Annotated in this window: 14 protein-coding genes; 6 read left to right on the forward strand and 8 right to left on the reverse strand. The window is 71.4% G+C overall.

Going from position 1 to position 17,541, the window contains the following annotated elements; genetic code table 11:
• From KUM38_RS31350 to KUM38_RS31365, 4 genes are all read right to left on the reverse strand, one after another.
• Positions 1–1,635 (reverse strand): N-acetylmuramoyl-L-alanine amidase (locus tag KUM38_RS31350; RefSeq protein ID WP_217134373.1); only part of this gene is annotated, 1,635 nt, incomplete at its 3' end.
• A gap of 21 nt (positions 1,636–1,656) precedes the next feature.
• A complete protein-coding gene (locus KUM38_RS31355) occupies positions 1,657–3,144 on the reverse strand; it encodes a VCBS repeat-containing protein (protein ID WP_217134375.1) in 1,488 nt (495 codons plus the stop codon).
• A 34-nt stretch (positions 3,145–3,178) separates the two neighbouring features.
• Positions 3,179–4,669: a VCBS repeat domain-containing M23 family metallopeptidase gene (locus KUM38_RS31360; RefSeq protein WP_217134377.1), complete on the reverse strand. Its 1,491-nt coding sequence runs from the start codon at positions 4,667–4,669 to the stop codon at positions 3,179–3,181.
• A 126-nt stretch (positions 4,670–4,795) separates the two neighbouring features.
• Entirely contained in the window at positions 4,796–7,417 is a 2,622-nt protein-coding gene (locus KUM38_RS31365; protein WP_217134379.1) for an FG-GAP-like repeat-containing protein, read from the reverse strand.
• Positions 7,418–7,949: 532 nt separating this feature from the next.
• Between KUM38_RS31365 and KUM38_RS31370 the strand changes: the two genes are divergently transcribed.
• The 4 genes from KUM38_RS31370 (at position 7,950) to KUM38_RS31385 (ending at position 11,135) form a co-directional block, all read left to right on the forward strand.
• Positions 7,950–8,783, forward strand: a complete 834-nt coding sequence (locus tag KUM38_RS31370; RefSeq protein ID WP_217134381.1) for a CPBP family intramembrane glutamic endopeptidase — start codon at positions 7,950–7,952, stop codon at positions 8,781–8,783.
• Positions 8,780–10,009, forward strand: coding sequence for a histidine kinase (locus KUM38_RS31375; RefSeq protein WP_217134382.1), 1,230 nt, complete (start codon positions 8,780–8,782; stop codon positions 10,007–10,009). Before KUM38_RS31370 ends, KUM38_RS31375 begins: the two co-directional genes overlap by 4 nt.
• Positions 10,006–10,668, forward strand: coding sequence for a response regulator transcription factor (locus tag KUM38_RS31380; RefSeq protein WP_217134383.1), 663 nt, complete (start codon positions 10,006–10,008; stop codon positions 10,666–10,668). Before KUM38_RS31375 ends, KUM38_RS31380 begins: the two co-directional genes overlap by 4 nt.
• Before the next feature lie 119 nt (positions 10,669–10,787).
• Positions 10,788–11,135 (forward strand): tetratricopeptide repeat protein, encoded by a 348-nt coding sequence (locus KUM38_RS31385; RefSeq protein ID WP_217134384.1) that lies wholly within the window; start codon positions 10,788–10,790, stop codon positions 11,133–11,135.
• 49 nt (positions 11,136–11,184) lie between these two features.
• Here KUM38_RS31385 and KUM38_RS31390 read toward each other — a convergent pair whose 3' ends face one another.
• Positions 11,185–12,594, reverse strand: a complete 1,410-nt coding sequence (locus KUM38_RS31390) for a PepSY domain-containing protein (protein WP_217134385.1) — start codon at positions 12,592–12,594, stop codon at positions 11,185–11,187.
• Positions 12,595–12,723: 129 nt separating this feature from the next.
• On the opposite strand from KUM38_RS31390, the gene KUM38_RS31395 reads away from it, so the two are divergent.
• A complete protein-coding gene (locus KUM38_RS31395) occupies positions 12,724–13,368 on the forward strand; it encodes a peptide deformylase (protein WP_217134386.1) in 645 nt (214 codons plus the stop codon).
• Between the two features lie 164 nt (positions 13,369–13,532).
• On the opposite strand, the gene KUM38_RS31400 is transcribed toward KUM38_RS31395, so the two are convergent.
• The gene (locus tag KUM38_RS31400) at positions 13,533–14,978 is read right to left on the reverse strand and encodes an NAD(P)/FAD-dependent oxidoreductase (RefSeq protein WP_217134387.1); all 1,446 of its coding nucleotides are present in this window, start codon (positions 14,976–14,978) and stop codon (positions 13,533–13,535) included.
• Positions 14,979–15,096: 118 nt separating this feature from the next.
• On the opposite strand from KUM38_RS31400, the gene trxA reads away from it, so the two are divergent.
• On the forward strand, positions 15,097–15,486 hold the full coding sequence (trxA, locus tag KUM38_RS31405) for a thioredoxin (RefSeq protein WP_217134388.1): 390 nt from the start codon (positions 15,097–15,099) through the stop codon (positions 15,484–15,486).
• Between the two features lie 182 nt (positions 15,487–15,668).
• Here the strand turns inward: trxA and KUM38_RS31410 are convergent, their stop codons facing one another.
• Together KUM38_RS31410 and KUM38_RS31415 are read right to left on the reverse strand one after the other, a co-directional pair.
• Complete coding sequence (locus KUM38_RS31410; protein ID WP_374227110.1) at positions 15,669–16,706, reverse strand: LacI family DNA-binding transcriptional regulator; 1,038 nt, start codon at positions 16,704–16,706, stop codon at positions 15,669–15,671.
• Between the two features lie 61 nt (positions 16,707–16,767).
• Positions 16,768–17,430, reverse strand: a complete 663-nt coding sequence (locus tag KUM38_RS31415) for a TetR/AcrR family transcriptional regulator (protein ID WP_217134390.1) — start codon at positions 17,428–17,430, stop codon at positions 16,768–16,770.
• Between the last annotated feature and the right edge of the window lie 111 nt (positions 17,431–17,541).

Raw genomic sequence — 17,541 nt, forward strand, 5'->3', positions numbered from 1 at the left:
GATGTCACCGAGCGCCGGGAACTCACCGGCCGGCGCGAAGAAGTCGTGCCAGACCGTGGCGGGCCCGAAGCCGTTGCTGCCGTTGGACAACGCGACATACACCTTGGCGTCGGCGTCATGGGTGAACGTGACGATGTCGTCGAAACCGTCCGCGTTCACATCACCGACCGCGGGAACCTCACCACCCGGCGCGAAGTGGTCGTGCCACACACTCGCGGGCCCGAACCCGCCACCGTCGGACAGGGCCACGTACACGTCCGACTCGGCACCCTTGGTGAAGGTGACGACGTCGTCCTTGTCGTCCCCGTTGAAGTCACCACTCAGCGGAGCCTCCCCGCCCGGCGCGAAGTGGTCGTGCCACACCTTCGCCCCACCGAACCCCTCACGGGTCGAGGCAGCGACATAGACGTCCGCCTCCGGGTCCTGGGTGAACGTCACGATGTCGTCCACACCGTCACCCGTGAAGTCCGTCGGCGAACCGGCCCGCATCCCGCTGCCACCGCTGGTGACGAGCTGCATGTAGTAGTTCCAGTTCCAGTGCGGTCCCGGATCCGTGTGGTCGTTGCCCGGCAGCTCGTTGTGGCCCAGGATGTGCGCCCGGTCCTTGGGGATGCCGTGCTGGTCGCACAGGTGCCGGGTCAGCGCGGCGGAGGAACGGTACATGGCGTCGGAGAACCAGGACGCGTTGTCGACGTACCCCTCGTGCTCGATCCCGAGCGACGACGGGTTGGCGCTGCGGGCGTGGTACGCGGTGTCGGAGTCACGCACCATCTGGGTGACATCGCCGTCCGAGGAACGGATCACATAGTGCGAGCTGACGCCCGCGGCACCGTTCTGGAACCAGCTGATGGAGCCCGCGTACGAGCCCTGCGTGACGTGGATGACGACCTTGTCGATCCGCGCCGAACGCCCGGGCTCGTAGTTGTTCGCATGGGCGGGGACCCAGTGGGCCGGCCCGTAATCGGCGCTCAGGACGGAGACTTCGGCCTGCTCGCCGTCGCCGGTGGAGCTGCCGAGCGGACGTGTCTTCTCGTACTCTCCGCGTTCCGGTTCGACCGTTCGCGGCTTGACGGTGACGCGTTCACCGCCCGTCACCTTCTGGGCCAGTCCCTGTCCGAGGAAGTCGTACACCGTGTCGGCGTACAGCCGTGCCGTGCTCGCCCGGTCCGCACCGCCGTACTCGGCGACGGCGGGATACCACTCGCCGATACGGTCCCGCTCGCCGGCGTCCAGTCCGAGGGCGTCGGCGTAGGACCGCAGGACGGCGGCGCCGCCACGGATGTTGGCGTCGGTGTCGCGCTTCAGCTCGGTGGCCGGCAGACCGGTCAGCTCGGCCGCGGTCTCCAGCGTCCGGCGTTCCGGGTTGCTGACGAGGTGCATCACCCCGTAGCCGCCGGACGCGCTCGGCTTGCCGGCGTGGCCGTCGAGATGGGTCTCCCCGTACCCGACGGCGACCAGGAGGTCACGCGGAACGTCGAACTCCTTGCTCGCGGCGGCGAAGGCGTCGTTCATGGCGGTGTCGTCGGCCGGGGCGGCGCTCGCCCGGCCGGTCAGGGTCAGTGCGGAGGCGAGTACGGCGACGAGCAGGGCCGCGCCCGGTCCGGTGCGTCTGCGGTTGGGTGGGTGCTGGGACATGGGTTCCCCCTGTTGTGGAAGCTAGAGGCTGGTTTCGCCGGGGGTGCCGAAGAAGTCGTGCCACTTGCGGCCGTTGACGAAGCCGTCGGTGCCGTTGGAGGTGGCGACGTAGACGTCGGCCTCGGCGTTGTGGGTGAAGGTGACGATGTCGTCCTTGCCGTCACCGTCGTAGTCACCGACGTACGGGAACTCGCCGGAGGGAGAGAAGAACTCGTTCCACCGCGCGCCGGGACCGAACCCGGAGCCGTTCGACAGGGCGACATAGACATCGGACTCGGCGCCCTGGGTGAAGGCGACGATGTCGTCCTTCTTGTCACCGTTGAAGTCACCGACCCGGGGCTGCTCACCGGCCGGGGCGAAGTGCTCGTGCACGAGCTTGCCCGCACCGAAGGCGCTCTCCCCGTCGGACAGAGCCACATACACGTCCGCCGTGCCGCCCTGCGTGAACGCGATCAGATCGTCGTCACCGTCACCGTCCACGTCACCGAGCGCCGGGAACTCACCGGCCGGCGCGAAGAAGTCGTGCCAGACCGTGGCGGGCCCGAAACCGTTGCTGCCGTTGGACAACGCGACATACACCTTGGCGTCGGCGTCATGGGTGAACGTGACGATGTCGTCGAAACCGTCCGCGTTCACATCACCGACCGCGGGAACCTCGTGCCGTTGTGCGAAGAAGTCGTGCCAGACCGTCGCCGGACCGAACCCGTCACCGTTGGAGAGCGACACGTACACGTCGGCCTCGGGACCGTGCGCGAAGGTGACGACGTCGTCCTTGTCGTCGCCGTTGAAGTCACCGGTCAGCGGGGTCTCGCCACGCGGAGCGAAGAAGTCGTGCCACAGCTTCGCCCCACCGAACTCGCTGCCCGTGGAGGGCGCGACGTAGGTGTCCGCCTCGGGGTTCTGGGTGAAGGTGACGATGTCGTCCACACCGTCGCCCGTGAAGTCGGTGGGTCCTCCGCCGAAGACGCCGGTGCTGCGCTCCGCCTCGGCGAGCAGGGCGCGGGCCTTGGCCTCCGCCTCGTCGTAGCGGGTGGGGAAGCCGGAGCCCTGGACGCTCTGGGCGAGCTGGCCGGCGGTGTAGCCGGGGTATTTCCGGTCGTTGGCGATGGCACGGGTGACGAACTGCGTCGCCGCGTACCAGGGGTCCATGATCTGCTCGACGGTGCCCCAGCCGTAGCTCGGCCGCTGCTGGAAGACACCGATGGAGTCCTTGTCACCGCAGGCCAGGTTGTTCATGTGCGACTCGACCCAGCCGGCCTCGAAGGCCGCGAGGGTCACCTTCGCGTTGGCGTTGTGGGTGCGGGCGACGCGCAGCACGTTGACGAGGACGTTCGGATCGTGCGTCGACGGTACGTAGCACGAGGCGTCCAGGACCTCGGCGTTGGCCAGGTTCTTGGGCGGCTTCGGCGACGGGTCGGCGGCCTGGGCGGGCGTGGCACCGGCGGCTATCAGGAAACCTGCCGCCGCCAACCCGGCGGCGCAGGCGGACAGACGTCTATGACGGGGCATGGGTGTGCCCTTTCGGGTCGGGATCAGGTGGTGGCTAGAGGCTGGTTTCGCCGGGGGTGCCGAAGAAGTCGTGCCACTTGCGGCCGTTGACGAAGCCGTCGGTGCCGTTGGAGGTGGCGACGTAGACGTCGGCCTCGGCGTTGTGGGTGAAGGTGACGATGTCGTCCTTGCCGTCACCGTCGTAGTCACCGACGTACGGGAACTCGCCGGAGGGAGAGAAGAACTCGTTCCAGAGCTGCCCGCCCTCGAACCGGGCCCCGTCCGAAAGCGCCACGAAGACATCGGACTCGGCGCCCTGAGTGAAGGCGACGATGTCGTCCTTCTTGTCACCGTTGAAGTCACCGACCCGGGGCTGCTCACCGGCCGGCGCGAAGTGCTCGTGCACGAGCTTGCCCGCACCGAAGCCGTTCTCCCCGTTCGACAGAGCGACATACACGTCCGCGGTGGTGCCCTGAGTGAACGCGATCAGATCGTCGTCACCGTCACCGTCGATGTCACCGAGCGCCGGGAACTCACCGGCCGGCGCGAAGAAGTCGTGCCACACCGTCGCCGGGAGGAAACCGTTGCTGCCGTTGGACAACGCGACATACACCTTGGCGTCGGCGTCATGAGTGAAGGTGACGATGTCGTCGAAACCGTCCGCGTTCACATCACCGACCGCGGGAACCTCACCACCCGGCGCGAAGTGGTCGTGCCAGACCGCCGCAGGACCGAACCCGCCACCGTTGGACAGCGCCACGTACACATCGGAGTCGGCACCCTTGGTGAAGGTGACGACGTCGTCCTTGTCGTCACCGTTGAAATCACCCGTCAGCGGGGTCTCCCCGCTCGGCGCGAAGAAGTCGTGCCACACCTTCGCCCCACCGAACCCCTCACGGGTCGAGGCAGCGACATAGACGTCCGCCTCCGGGTCCTGGGTGAACGTCACGATGTCGTCCACACCGTCACCCGTGAAGTCCGTCGGCGAACCGGCCAACAGCGGCTGAGGCGTTCCGCAGTTGCCGCTGGTGTGGCGGGCGGCGGTGGAGCTGTAGCGCAGCGCCACCCCGTCGATCACGATGGGCACGTTCTGGCCGTCGGCCTCCTGCTCGTAGTGCAGGTGGGGACCGGACGACTCGCCCGTGGTGCCGACCTTGCCCAGTTCGTCGCCGGTGCGGACGTACTGGCCCTTGGAGACGGTGATGCGGTCCAGGTGGGCGACCAGGCTGGTCCAGCCGCCACCGTGGTCGACGCGCACATAGTTGCCGTACCCGGAGGTGTTGGGCATGGGCACCACGTCGATCACGGTGCCGGGTGCCGAGGCCAGGGCCGGGGTGCCGAGGTCGGCGGAGCCCGCGATGTTGAAGTCCAGTGCGTTGTGGGCCTCGGAGGAGTGGTGGTAGTAGTCCCGCCCCTGTCCGCACGGCCAGGGCGCGCGGAAGTCGGGGCGGGTGCCGGCGGCCGAGGCCGTCTGTGCGGGGACCAGGAGGGCGCCGGAGGCCAGTACGGTGCCGATCAGGCCCAGGCTGAGGTGCCGTCTTCGCACTTCGTTCTTCCTTCCATGGGGGGCGGGAATCGCCATCGGTCGGTTGTGGGCACAGGGCTGCCCGGGACACGCGCCGAATCGGGGCGCGTGCCCGGGTGCCACGGGTGGAGAGGACGGGGCGGGGGCTCAGAGAGAGATCTCGCCGGGGAGGCCGAAGAAGTCGTTCCACTTCCTCGGCTCCCCGAAGGCGGTGCCGGACGAGAGCGCCACGTGCACATCGGCCTCGGGGGTGTGGCCGAAGGAGACCACGTCGTCCCGGCCGTCCTCGTCGAAGTCACCGACGTACGGGGAGGCGCTGGGGCCCGAGAACGCGTCGTGCCAGAGGCCCTTGGCGACGAAGCCCTCGCCGTCGGACAGGGCGACGCGGACCTCGGCGGCCGCGTCCGCGGTGAAGGAGGCGATGTCGTCGCGGTCGTCCCCGTCGAAGTCGCCCACCCGCGGCAGTTCGGCGCCGGGCGAGAAGCCGGTGAGGACCTTGCGTGCGGGCCCGAAGGAGTCGCCGTCGGAGAAGGCGACGTAGACGGCGGCCTCGGTGCCCTTGGTGAAGGTGATGATGTCGTCCTTCTTGTCGCCGTTCACGTCGCCCACGGCCGGGAACTCGCCGCGCGGCGCGAAGTGGTCGTGCCATTTCCCGCCGGTGGTGAAGGACTTGTCGTCGGAGAGGGACACATAGACGTCGGAGGTGGCGTCCTGTGTGAAGGTGACGATGTCGTCGGTCCCGTCGCCGTCGAAGTCGCCCACGGCCGGGACCTCGCCGTCGGGCGCGAAGTGGTCGCTCCACTTCTGCCCGGTGGCGAACGAGGTGCCGGTGGAGGGCGCGACGTAGACGTCGGCCGTCGTCCCCTGGGTGAAGGTGATCGCGTCGTCCTTGTCGTCCCCGTTGAAGTCACCGGTGAGCGGCGTCTCCCCGGCGGGTGCGAAGTGGTCGTTCCACTTGCCCCCGCCGGTGAACGCGGTGCCGTCCGAGGGGACCGCGTAGACCTCCGCGGCGGTGCCGCGGGTGAACGTGACGATGTCGTCCTTGCCGTCACCGGTCACATCGGTCGGTGAACCGCCGAGCATCAGGCCGCCCGCGTCGCCGTAGTGGACCTCGAGCTCCGCGATGGAGGTGAAGGTCTTCGCCCCGCCGGGCCGGCCGATGATCCGCACGCCGTCGCCCGCCGTCGGGTCGAAGGAGAAGGTGTAGGTCCGGTGCGGGCCCGCGGAGTTGTCGTACGGGTACGCGGGGCCGACGCGCTGGCCGGAGACGTCCACCCACTGGTTGTCGCGCCGGACCTGGACGCGCAGGTCACCGGCGAACCAGCCGCCGTCCGCGAACATGTCGCCCGTGGTGTAGGTGACCTTGTTCATCATGTACTGGCGCGGCCAGGTGTAGCCCCACCAGCCGGCGTCCTTGCGCTCGTCGTTCCAGTCGTCCTCGCTCTGGTCGCGGTTGCCGTCGGCGTAGAAGGCGTCCTTGCCGAAGTGGGTGGCCCGCTGGACGGGCACCGTGCCGGGTTCGCGGGCGAGGTTGCGGTTCGGGTCGGCGGCGTTGCCGGGAGTGGTGTCGCGGCGCGGCTCCAGGCTCAGTTTCCGCAGGGAGAAGGTGTACGCGTAGTGGTCGCCCTGCGGGTAACCGCCGCCGCAGGGGCAGACGTTGGACTGGAGCCACATCGACTTGCCGTCGGCGCTGATGTACTTGGACGGGATCGTGGTGGCGTAGCCGCCGTGCTTGGAGTGGGTCCAGGGGTAGCCGCCGAAGTCCTTGGTCGCGAAGTGCTTCCAGGGGCCCCAGGGGGTCGGGGACTCGTAGAACTCGAAGGTGTACTCGGTCCACGAGGTGTAGATGTAGCGGTTCAGCGGCTTGTTGTAGACGACGCCGCCCTGGCCGAGGACCGTCATGTCGCGTGCCCGGCCGGGGGTGAGGACGTTCTGGTAGACGCGCCGGTCGTCGTGGAGGACGGGCTTGCGCTGCGCGATCTCCGTGGACCAGACCGGGTTGCCGGAGGTGTCCGTGCCGGACATGTACTGCCAGGCGTTCTCGTCCATGACGGAGTTCTTGTGGACGCGGGCCAGGTACAGGTCGACGGGGTCGGGGACGGTGTTGTCGAAGGAGTCCCGCCAGTTGTGGTCCAGGCCGTAGGCGTAGACGTGGTCGTCGGGGGCGTTGGCGTAGTTCTTGCCGTAGTCCAGGAACATCACCGTGGTGAAGACGCCGCCGCCGAACATCGGCCGGTCGCGGTCCCAGGTCCAGGTGCGGCCCTTGTCGGTGGACCTGGCGATCGTCGCGGCCGGGGCGTCGTTGAAGTCGTGCGCCAGGTCCTGCACCGCGAGGTAGAGGTCGCCGTTCACACAGGCCATGCCGGTCGGCTTGCGGTTGTGGCCCGCGCTCCAGATCTGGCCCACGTCGGTGGAGAGCTGTGATCCGGTCAGTCCGCCGGGCATGCCGGAGATCTTCGTGACCCCGATGTCGCTGAAGTCGCTGCCGAAGCCGGTCCCGTCGCCGTAGGCGGCGTACACGTTGTCGTCGTCGGACCAGCAGTTGGGCCAGAGGTCACCGTGGTCCCGGTTGTCGCCGGCCGCGGGTGCGCCGACGGTGGCCGCGGGGTCGACGGCCACGGTCGAGAAGAAGCCGCTCGCCGGAGGTGAACCGGCGGCGGCCGCCCGGGTTTCCGCGGTCCGTACGACGTCCGGCGTCGTACCGGTCGCGGCCGAACCCGGCGGCACGACCGTCAGCACCGTGCCGAGGGCGAGCAGGGCCGTGGCCATGGCACGGCCCAGGGGCCCTGCCGGTCTGGAGGGTGGGGCGGATCTGCGCATTGACTGTGCTCCCGGTGGACTCGGCCGGCCAGCGTCGAAATCGATTTCAGCGGACGGTACTAGCGCGCCAGGAGGGCGTCAACTGACGCATGGGAGGCGAGGATTCGGCGAGAATTGGCCGATGCACCCCATTCTTCCGGCCGTGCGACCGCTGCGGCGCGGGCCTCTTGGATCTTCTGCCTCCAGGGTGTTCGAGCAGGTCACAGCGGTACACAGCGGGAGTCGACCTTGTCGGCGGGACGGGCGGGGGAATCGACCGGCGCGCTCGTTCCGTGACACAAGAAATCCATTTCACATCTGGCCGTCCAGAGTTGGCCGACCGTTCGCCGCACCTGTCACATGTGGTCCACGGAGCGCGTCCCGTCCCCCGAGCGAGCTACGGGCAAGTGTCCACTGCACGGTGACGATTCCCGGCCGCCGGATCCGTAGCGTCCGTTGTGACACGCGGCGCTGGGCCGCGGGACCGACGAAGGAGTCATCGATGAGAGTGGTCTGGCAGATCCTGGCCGTGGTGGCGATCACCGCCGTAGGCGGTCAGAGCGTGAACGCGGTGCGGGACAACCCATGGCTCACGCTCGCCCTCGGGCTGCTGACCACCGTGCTCGCCGTGCTGGTCTACCGCTGGGTGGTGGCGCGGACCGAGCGCCGGCCGGTCACGGAACTGGACCCGAACGGTGCCGCGCCGGCGCTCGGCCGGGGGACGCTGATCGGCGTCGTGATGTTCGGCATGGTCATCACGAACCTCTTCACCTCCGGCAACTACGAGGTGCACGGCCTGGGTTCGCTGAGCGGCACGGCCGGGCTGTTCGGCTTCATGGCAGCCGCCGCCGTCACCGAGGAGCTGCTGTTCCGCGGTGTGCTGTTCCGGATCGCCGAGGAGTACCTGGGCACCTGGATCGCGCTGGCGCTGACCGCGCTGCTGTTCGGCCTGGCGCACCTGCCCAACCCGGACGCCACGGTGTGGGGCGCCTTCGCCATCTCGATCGAGGCCGGCGGCATGCTCGCCGCCGCGTACGTCGCCACCCGCAACCTGTGGGTGCCGATCGGCGTGCACTTCGGCTGGAACTTCGCCGCGGGCGGCATCTTCAGCACCGTGGTCTCGGGCAACGACACCGAGCAGGGGCTGCTGGACTCCACGACGACGGGCAACAAGTGGATCACCGGCGGCGACTTCGGGCCGGAGGGAAGCGTGTACTCGGTGCTGTTCGGTGTGCTGCTGACGATCGCGTTCCTGTGGCTGGCCCACCGGCGCGGCCGTCTGGTGCCCCGCCGGCGCGCCGACCGGGTCGACTCCACCGCTAGACTGCCCCGGTGATCGCTCCTCACCGGCTCCTGGAACGGTGGCACCGGCTGGACGTCACCGTCAGGGACCTTCTGCTCGGGCTGCTCGTCCTCTCCCTGTCGCTGCTGCCGGACTTCCAGAACCACGGAACGCTCGTCGGCGGCGTGCCGGAGCGTCCCTTCGACACGCTCGCCTTCGTGGCGGTGGCCCTCCAGGCCCTTCCGCTCGCCGTGCGCCGGCGGTGGCCGGCCGTCTGTCTCGCCCTGGTGGTGGCCGGGTTCGCCCTCGACCAGCTCCGCGGCTACCACTCCCCCGCGGGCACCGCGCTGCCCATCGCGCTGCTGAGCGCCGGGGCGTATCTGGAGCGGTACCGGCGCACCACCGCGGCCCTGTGCACCGCCGTCTACGTGGCGCTGACGGTCGCGTTCCACCGGCTGGGTCCGGGCGAGCCGGTGAGCGAGTTCGTGACGTTCTACCTGGCGGTGGCCCTCGCCTGGGGCATCGGGGCGTGGCTGCGCTCCACCCGGGTCGCGGAGGCCGAGCGCCGGCACCGCGTCGCCGAGGACTCCCGGACCGCCGAACGCGCCCGGATCGCCCGCGAGTTGCACGACGTCGTGACCCATCATGTGACGGCGATGGTCGTGCAGGCCGAGGCGGCCCGTTATCTGACCGCCGCGCCCGACCGGCTGGACCGGACACTGACCGCCGTCACCGACACCGGCCGTCGGGCCATCACCGACCTGCGGCACCTGCTCGACCTGCTCAACCCCGACCACGGCCCCGAGACCAGGACACCGCCCGTCGGCCGGCTCCTCACGCTCGTGGAGCAGACCCGCCGGGCCGGGCAGCCGGTGGAATTCACCGAGGAGGGTACGCCGGCGCCGTCGACCGGCAGCGCCGACCTCGTCGCCTACCGGGTCGTGCAGGAGTCCCTGACGAACGCCCTCAAGTACGCCCACGGCGGCGCCACCCGGGTCCTGGTGCGGCACAGCGAACGGCAGATCACCGTGGAGGTCGGCACGGACGGTTCCGGCGCACCGGTGGCCTCCTCCCCCGGCGGGAGCGGCCGGGGCCTGGTGGGCCTCCGGGAGCGGGTCGACGTCCTGGGCGGCGACTTCAGCGCGGGCCCGGAGGCGGGCGGCGGCTTCGTCGTACGGGCCCGCATACCGACGGGGACCACGGTGCCGACGAGGGACACGGCAGCGACAGGGGACACGGCAGCGACGGAAGACACGGTACCGACGGGGAACACGGCATGACCGCACCGATCCGGGTCCTGGTCTGCGACGACCAGATGCTGATCCGCACCGGCCTGGTGACCATCATCGACGCCCAGCCCGACCTGGAGGTGGCGGGCGAGTGCGGCGACGGGCGGTCCGCCGTCGACCTCGCCGGCCGGCTCCGTCCGGACGTCGTGGTGATGGACGTACGCATGCCGGTGCTCGACGGCATCGAGGCCACCCGCCTGCTGGCCGGTGCGGGGGTGCCGCATCCGGTGAAGGTGCTCGTGGTGACGACGTTCAACCTGGACGAGTACGTCTACGAGGCGCTGCGCGCGGGGGCGAGCGGGTTCCTGCTCAAGGACGCGCCGCCGTCCCAACTGCTCCACGGGATCCGGACCGTGGCCATGGGCGCGGCGCTGCTGGACCCGGAGGTGACCCGCCGGCTCGTGGGCCGGTACGCCGCCCGGATCCGCCCCGCCGAGGGCGGGGCGCCGCGGGACCTCCCCCTGACCCCCCGCGAACTGGAGGTCCTCCGCCTCATCGCGGACGGCCTGTCCAACAGCGAGATCGCCGCGGCCCTGCTGATCAGCCAGGAGACCGTGAAGACCTTCGTCTCCCGCATCCTCGCCAAACTCGGCCTGCGCGACCGCGTCCAGGCGGTGGTCTACGCCTACCGCCAGGGCCTGGCGACCTGAACCGGACGCACGGGCCGGGTCCGCCGGCGTTCCCCGTCCTCCGGCGACGAGCCGCCCGGCGGCGCGGAGCGGAATACGGAACCGCCCCGGTCCGTTGTCGGCGTCGAAGGAGGTCAGGAGTGGACACCATGTACTACGACCACGGAACGCCGGCCGAGCGCTGGGAGCGCGCCGGGATGTTCTTCGACGCCAAGGACTACGCCGCCGCCGCGCGCGTTCTCGGCGGGCTGGTCGAGGAGGTGCCGGAGCAGACCGGGCCGCGGCTGCTGCTGGCGCGCGCCTACTACCACTCGGCGCAACTGCGGCGCGCGGAGGCGGAGCTGAGGGTCATCGTGGAGCGTGACCCGGTGGAGCACTACGCCCGGCTGATGCTCGGGCGCACCCTCCAGCGGCAGGGGCGGGACGACGAGGCCCGGCCGCACCTGCGGATCGCCGCCGCGCTGGGCGGCTCCTTCGACGAGGAGTGAGGGCGGGCCGGTGCCCGGTTCCCCGCGACGGGGAGCCGGGCACCGTGCGTCATCGTGCCGCCGTGCCGCTTCCGTACGTCCGCCGGCCCCGGCGGTGGGCCACTTCCCCGAGCACGATGTCGACGGCGAGGAACGCCGCCAGGGGGATGCCGAGGAGCGGGACGAAGTAGCCCAGGACGGCGATCGCCGCCAGCAGGGGGACGAGTACGTACGGCGGCACCTGCTGCCAGGCCCCGCGGGGGACCGGCCGGCCGAAGGCGGAGCCGCGGCCCCGCTGCCACCACATGCGGTAGCCCCACAGGATCAGCAGGATCAGGGTGAGGGCCAGGGCCATCAGGGCGATCTGGTTCACCAGGCCGAACAGGTTGCCGGTGTGCAGGTCGATGCCCCAGCGGGTGAGCTTCGCGAGGACCGGGTAGTCGTCGAACCGCAGGACGTCGGTGACCTCACCGGAGGCGGGGTCGACGGCGACCGAGTCCTGCTTCTCGGGCCAGCTGCGCTGGATCTGCCGCACGACGTACGCGGACTTCTCGTCGGCGGGCGGCACGATCTCCACCGGGTCGCCCAGGCCCTCGGCCCGCGCCGCCGCGAGGACCTTGTCCAGGCCGACGCCGTGCGCCGCGTCGCCCGCCGTACCGCCGGCCGCGCCGTGGCCCGCGTGTTCGCCGGCCGCCGCGGCCGACACCGAGGGGGTCTCCTGGCCGAGGGAGGTGCGCAGCTCGCCGATGTTCGCGCCGGCGTAGGTGGACCAGGTCAGGCCGGTCGCCGAGAGGAAGATGAAGCCGGCCGCGGCCCACACGCCCACGCCGCCGTGCAGGGCCAGCGTGCGGCGCCGCCCGCTGGTGCCGCGTATCTTGCGCAGGGCGCGGCGCCGGGAGAACCACAGCACCAGTCCGCCGCACGCGATCACCCACAGCCAGCTGGCGGCGAACTCGCTGTAGAGGCGGCCCGGTTCGCCCAGGTGCAGATCGCGGTGGAACTCGTCGATCCAGGTGCGCAGGGGCAGCGCGCCCGTGGAACCGTACTGTTCCAGTTCGCCGCGCACCTTCGCGGTGTACGGGTCGACGAACACGGCCAGGGTGTGGTCGGGGTCCACACCCGGTATGCCGGACAGCATCACCCTCGTGGTGGCGTCCGCCTCGGGTGAGGGGCGTACGGCGGAGATCGTGCCCTCGGGGTGGGCCTCGCGGGCGGCGGCCACCTGCTCGGACACGGGCAGTTTCCGGTCGCCGACGGGGACGGTCAGCTCATGGTCGTAGACGATCTCCTCGGCCTGGAAGGAGGCGGCGTACAGCAGGCCGGTGAGGGCGGCGACGAGGAGGAACGGCGCGACCAGGACTCCCGCGTAGAAGTGCAGGCGCAGGACGAGGGGGCGCAGGCCGGCCCAGGCGCTCTTCTCCGATGCGGGGGCGGGGGGTTTCGGTGCCTCTTCCGTGCTGGTAGAGGGAGCGGTGGTCATCGGTGGGGTTCTCCCGGGGACGTCTCGGCGGGCGGGGTGGTGGTGCAGTAGTCGGGGTGGCGGGGCGTCCGGTTCCCGGGAGATACGTGTGACCTGTGCCACATGCGGAAGGCGTGCGATCCTGGCGGCATGGGAACTCCGGACGATCGCGCGCCCTTGACCGAGCGGGTCGAGCAACTGCTCGCCGTGGAAGGGCCGTTGCCCATAGTCGCGGCCGGTGACCCGGTGCTGCGCGGTGGTACCGAGCCGTACGACGGGCAGTTGGGGCCCGAGCTGCTGGCCCGGTTCGTGGCGGCGCTGCGGGTCACCATGCGCGCGGCGCCGGGTGTCGGGCTGGCCGCGCCGCAGGTCGGGGTGGGGCTGCGGATCGCGGTGATCGAGGATCCGGCGCCGGTCCCGGAGGAGGTGCGCCTCGCGCGCGGGCGGGTGCCGCAGCCGTTCCGGGTACTGGTCAATCCGGCGTACGAGCCGGTCGGCACCCGGCGGGTCGGGTTCTTCGAGGGGTGCCTGAGCGTGCCGGGGTACCAGGCGGTGGTGGCGCGGCCCGCCGAGGTGCGGCTGCGGGGGCAGGACGAGCACGGGCGGGCGCTGGACGAGGTGTTCACCGGCTGGCCCGCGCGGATCGTGCAGCACGAGACGGACCACCTCGACGGCACGCTGTACCTCGACCGGGCCGAGCCGCGCTCGCTGTCGTCCAGCCGGGCCGTGGCGGAGCGCTGGTCGCAGCCGACGCCGGACGGGGCGGCGCGGCACCTGGGCTTCGAGCTGCCGTGACCGCGTCCCGAAGGATGGTTCGCCCCCGCCGCCCCTTCCCTCCCCCACTCCCGGCTTCGCTCGAGCGGGAAGGACCCCCAGCGCCCCCGGACCTCCTTCGGCCCTGAACGGGCCTCGTCCTCAAACGCCGGACGGGCCGGAAGGGCCGGAGGGGCCGCTGCGGCTCAGGCGTCGCGGTAGGCCTCCAGGAGGCGGAGCCAGACCTCGCTGATCGTCGGATAGGACGGGACCGCGTGCCACAGGCGGGCGATCGGGACGCGGGCGGCGACGGCGATGGTCGCGGAGTGGATGAGTTCGCCGACGCCGGGGCCGACGAGGGTGAGGCCGCGCAGGATCTCGTCCTCGAGGTCGACGATCATGCGGGCGCGGCCCTTGTAGCCGTCGGCGTACAGGCCGGCGCCCGCGACCGAGGACAGGTCGACGTCGACGGCGCGGACGCGGTGGCCCGCCCGTTCCGCCTCGGCCAGGGAGAGGCCGACGGAGGCCGCCTCCGGGTCGGTGAAGACGACCTGGGGGACGGCGGCGTGGTCGGCGGTGGCGGCGTGCGCGCCCCAGTCCTCCGCCTGTACGGGCTCCCCGGCGGCCCGGGTGACGATGGCGGCGCCCGCGATCCGGGCCTGGTACTTGCCCTGGTGGGTGAGGAGGGCCCGGTGGTTGACGTCGCCGACGGCGTACAGCCAGTCGTGGCCGGTGACGCGGAGGCTGTCGTCCACGGTGAGCCAGGAGCCGGGCTCCAGGCCGATCGTCTCCAGACCGATGTCGTCGGTGCGCGGGGCGCGTCCGGTGGCGAAGAGGATCTCGTCGGCCTCGATCCGGTCACCGTCGTCGGTGACGACCAGGACCGTGCCGTTCTCCCTGGTCACCGACTTCACCGAGGTGCCGGTGCGGATCTGCGCGCCGGCCTCGGTGAGCGCCTCGGCGACCATCTCGCCGGCGAACGGCTCCATGCGGTTCAGCAGGCTCTCGCCGCGGACGAGGACGGTGACCCGCGAGCCGAGGGCCTGCCAGGCGCAGGCCATCTCGGTGGCGACGACCCCGCCGCCGACCACGACCAGCCGACCGGGCACGGACTGCGCGCTGGTCGCCTCGCGGCTGGTCCAGGGCCGGACCCCGTCGAGTCCGGGCAGGTCGGGCAGCCGGGCGCGGCTGCCGGTGCAGACGGCGACGGCGTGCCGGGCGGTGAGGACCCGCCTGCCGCCGTCGGCGTCCGTGACGGTGACGGTGCGCGGACCGGTGAGCCGTCCCCGGCCGCGGTACAGGTCGGCCCCGGTGCCCTCCAGCCACTGGACCTGGCCGTCGTCCTTCCAGTCGGAGGTGAAGGAGTTCCGGCGGGCGAGTACGACGTCGGCGTCCAGGGGCCCCTGGACGGACCGGCTCAGGCCGGGGACGCGCAGGGCGTCGGCCCGGGCGATGACCGGGCGCAGCAGGGCCTTGCTGGGCATGCACGCCCAGTAGGAGCACTCGCCGCCGACCAGTTCGCTCTCCACGACCGCGGTGGTGAGCCCGGCGGCGCGGGTGCGGTCGGCGACGTTCTCGCCCACGGGTCCGGCGCCGAGCACCACGACGTCGTAGGCGGTTGATTCCGGTTGCGTCGATTGCGTTTCCGTCATGGCGTCAGTCTGGTGGGTGGTGTGCGCTGTGGCCACATGGGTAGGGGCGCGGAATAGGTGACCGGCCGGCCGTGTTGTGCCGACGGCCCGACCCGACGCCAGGAAGAGGGAACACGCGATGAGCAGCACCGTGGAGCTCACCAAGGAGAACTTCGACCAGACGGTCACGGACAACGAGTTCGTGCTGATCGACTTCTGGGCGGCCTGGTGCGGTCCGTGCCGCCAGTTCGCGCCGGTGTACGAGAAGGCGGCGGCGGACAACCCCGACCTGGTGTTCGGCAAGGTGGACACCGAGGCGCAGCCGGAGCTGGCCGCGGCCTTCGGCATCCAGTCGATTCCGACGCTGATGATCGTGCGTGACCAGGTCGCCGTGTTCGCCCAGCCGGGTGCGCTGCCCGAGGCCGCTCTGACGGATGTCATCGGGCAGGCCCGCAAGCTGGACATGGACGACGTCCGCAAGCAGATCGCCGAGCAGCAGGCGCAGCAGGGCGAGGCGCCGGGCGCCTGAGACGGCCTCGGCGGCGGTGAGGGTGGCGGTGGGGTGGCTTCGCCCCTCCGCCCCTTCCCTCCCCCACACTCCCGGCTTCGCTCGAGCGGGAGGGACCCCCGTCGTCCCCGGGGGCCCCGCCCCCAGATCCTTCGCGCCCACGCGGCGGAGCCGCATGTCAGTAGAGCCCCGCACCCCTTGAGTCAACTGGACTCGCGTCGCACCACCGACGCCCCCAGCACCTTGTGGGCCTCGGGCGCCGCCGCGGGGTCGCGGACCGCGCGGTCGACCAGTTCGGCCAGCTCGCGGCCGGCCGGCAGTTCGAGGTGGACGGTGCTCAGCCGGGGCCGCAGCAGCCGGCCCAGCATCAGGTTGTCGGCGCCGACCACGGCGGTCTCCTCGGGGATGCGGACGCCCTCGTCCTGCAGCGCGCGCATCAGCAGCATCGCGTACTCGTCGTTGTACGTGAACACGGCGTCGAGGCCGAGCTCGCGCCAGCGGGCGGCCAGCCGGGCGGCGGCGCCCTCGTCGTGCGCGAGCGGCAGCTCGGTGACCGTGGCGTCAGTGCCGCGCAGGGCGGCGCGCACCCCGGCCAGGCGGGGCGCGGAGAACGCCTCCAGGGCGGGCTCTCCCGGAACGACCACGCCGATCCGGCGGCGGCCCCGGTCGAAGAGGTGGGCGCCGGCGCTGTGCCCGACGACGTCGTGGTCCATGAGCAGGGCGTGCGCGCCCTCGACGGGCTCGGGACCGAGGGTGACGACGGCCCGCGCCCCGGAGCGTTTGAGCACCTCGACGCCGCGCGGGCCGAGCCCGGAGCCGGGCACCAGGACCGCCACGGGCCTCAGCTCGGCCCAGGCGCGGGCGGCCTCGTCGTCGTGCAGGCCGACGGTGCCGTACTGCACGACCGTGTAGTCGAGGCGGGCCAGGGAGCCCTGGAGATCGTTGATGAACTGGCTGTAGAGCGGCCCGACGGGAAAGGCGGGCGCGGGCATCAGGACCGTACGGCTGTGTCCGGCGCGCAGGCTGCGGGCCGCCGCGTGCGGCACGTACCCGAGTTCCCTCGCGGCCTCGCGGACACGGCGGCGGGTGGGTTCGCTGATCCGGACGGCACCGGCGTTGTTCAGGACGTAGGAGACGGTCGCGCGCGAGACGCCGGCCAGCCGGGCCACATCGGCACTCGTGGGTACGGAGCGCGTCGGTGCGGGGGACGCGGACGCGGGCGTGTTCGTTATCTGCACCATGACGTACGGCATCCTTGCAGAAGCCGTAACCGGGCGATCAGGTGGGTGAGTTGATACCCCGTCAGCGGGCGGGCGCCGGGCCCGTCACCCGGCCGACCAGGTCCAGCCACGCGGACTCCAGCCGCTCCGGCGGCATGCCGCACTGCCGTATCAGATGGTGGATCAGGGCGGGGTCGAGCTGGGCCATCAGCGTGTGGGCGAGGACCTCGCAGTCCGCGTCCGGGACCGCCTCGCGCAGCAGCAGGGTCACGTGGTGGCGCAGGACGCGGCGGGGCGGACTGGTGAAGCGGCGGCCCGCTCCCGGTTCGGCCGCCAGCTGCAGTTCCAGCTCCTCGGTGGTGCGGCGGAGCATCGCGAGGCCGAAGGCGCGCAGCCGCTCGGCCGGGGGCGCGCCCGGCCCGAGCGGCGGGGGTCCGGTGAGGAAGGCGGCCTGGAACTTCTTCTCGGAGTGGTCGAGGAGGGCGGTGAGCAGGCCGGTGCGGTCGCCGAAGCGGCGGAAGACCGTCCCCTTGCCCACGCGGGCCGCCGCCGCGACCTCCTCCATGGTGATGCTGTCGGCCCCGCGCTCGGCCACGAGCCGCGCGGCCGCCTCCAGCAGGCGGGCCCGGTTGCGTGCGGCGTCGGCGCGCAGGCAGGGCTCGTCGGGGCCGGTTCCGAGTTGCAGCAACTCCTGCGGCTGTGCGGGGTCCTGGGGTGCCGGGACGGGCGGCGGCGCGGCGGACATGAAGCCAGCGTAAAGCATCGGGAAGAAACTGGACCGCGGTCCGGTTGAAGTGCTACAACAGAGAAACGGACCCCGGTCCGGATTGTTTCGGCGATGTTTCAGCACCCCCTG

This window comes from Streptomyces sp. AC558_RSS880 (assembly GCF_019049255.1).
Taxonomy (GTDB): Bacteria; Actinomycetota; Actinomycetes; order Streptomycetales; family Streptomycetaceae; genus Streptomyces.

What these genes read in the sequence shown, in the direction of transcription:
- KUM38_RS31355 (WP_217134375.1), bottom strand. Translation starts at nt 3,144, where the DNA reads ATGCCCCGTCATAGACGTCTGTCCGCCTGCGCCGCCGGGTTGGCGGCG.
- KUM38_RS31365 (WP_217134379.1), bottom strand. Translation starts at nt 7,417, where the DNA reads ATGGCCACGGCCCTGCTCGCCCTCGGCACGGTGCTGACGGTCGTGCCG.
- KUM38_RS31370 (WP_217134381.1), top strand. Translation starts at nt 7,950, where the DNA reads ATGAGAGTGGTCTGGCAGATCCTGGCCGTGGTGGCGATCACCGCCGTA.
- KUM38_RS31380 (WP_217134383.1), top strand. Translation starts at nt 10,006, where the DNA reads ATGACCGCACCGATCCGGGTCCTGGTCTGCGACGACCAGATGCTGATC.
- KUM38_RS31390 (WP_217134385.1), bottom strand. Translation starts at nt 12,594, where the DNA reads ATGACCACCGCTCCCTCTACCAGCACGGAAGAGGCACCGAAACCCCCC.
- KUM38_RS31395 (WP_217134386.1), top strand. Translation starts at nt 12,724, where the DNA reads ATGGGAACTCCGGACGATCGCGCGCCCTTGACCGAGCGGGTCGAGCAA.
- KUM38_RS31400 (WP_217134387.1), bottom strand. Translation starts at nt 14,978, where the DNA reads ATGACGGAAACGCAATCGACGCAACCGGAATCAACCGCCTACGACGTC.
- trxA (WP_217134388.1), top strand. Translation starts at nt 15,097, where the DNA reads ATGAGCAGCACCGTGGAGCTCACCAAGGAGAACTTCGACCAGACGGTC.
- KUM38_RS31410 (WP_374227110.1), bottom strand. Translation starts at nt 16,706, where the DNA reads ATGGTGCAGATAACGAACACGCCCGCGTCCGCGTCCCCCGCACCGACG.
- KUM38_RS31415 (WP_217134390.1), bottom strand. Translation starts at nt 17,430, where the DNA reads ATGTCCGCCGCGCCGCCGCCCGTCCCGGCACCCCAGGACCCCGCACAG.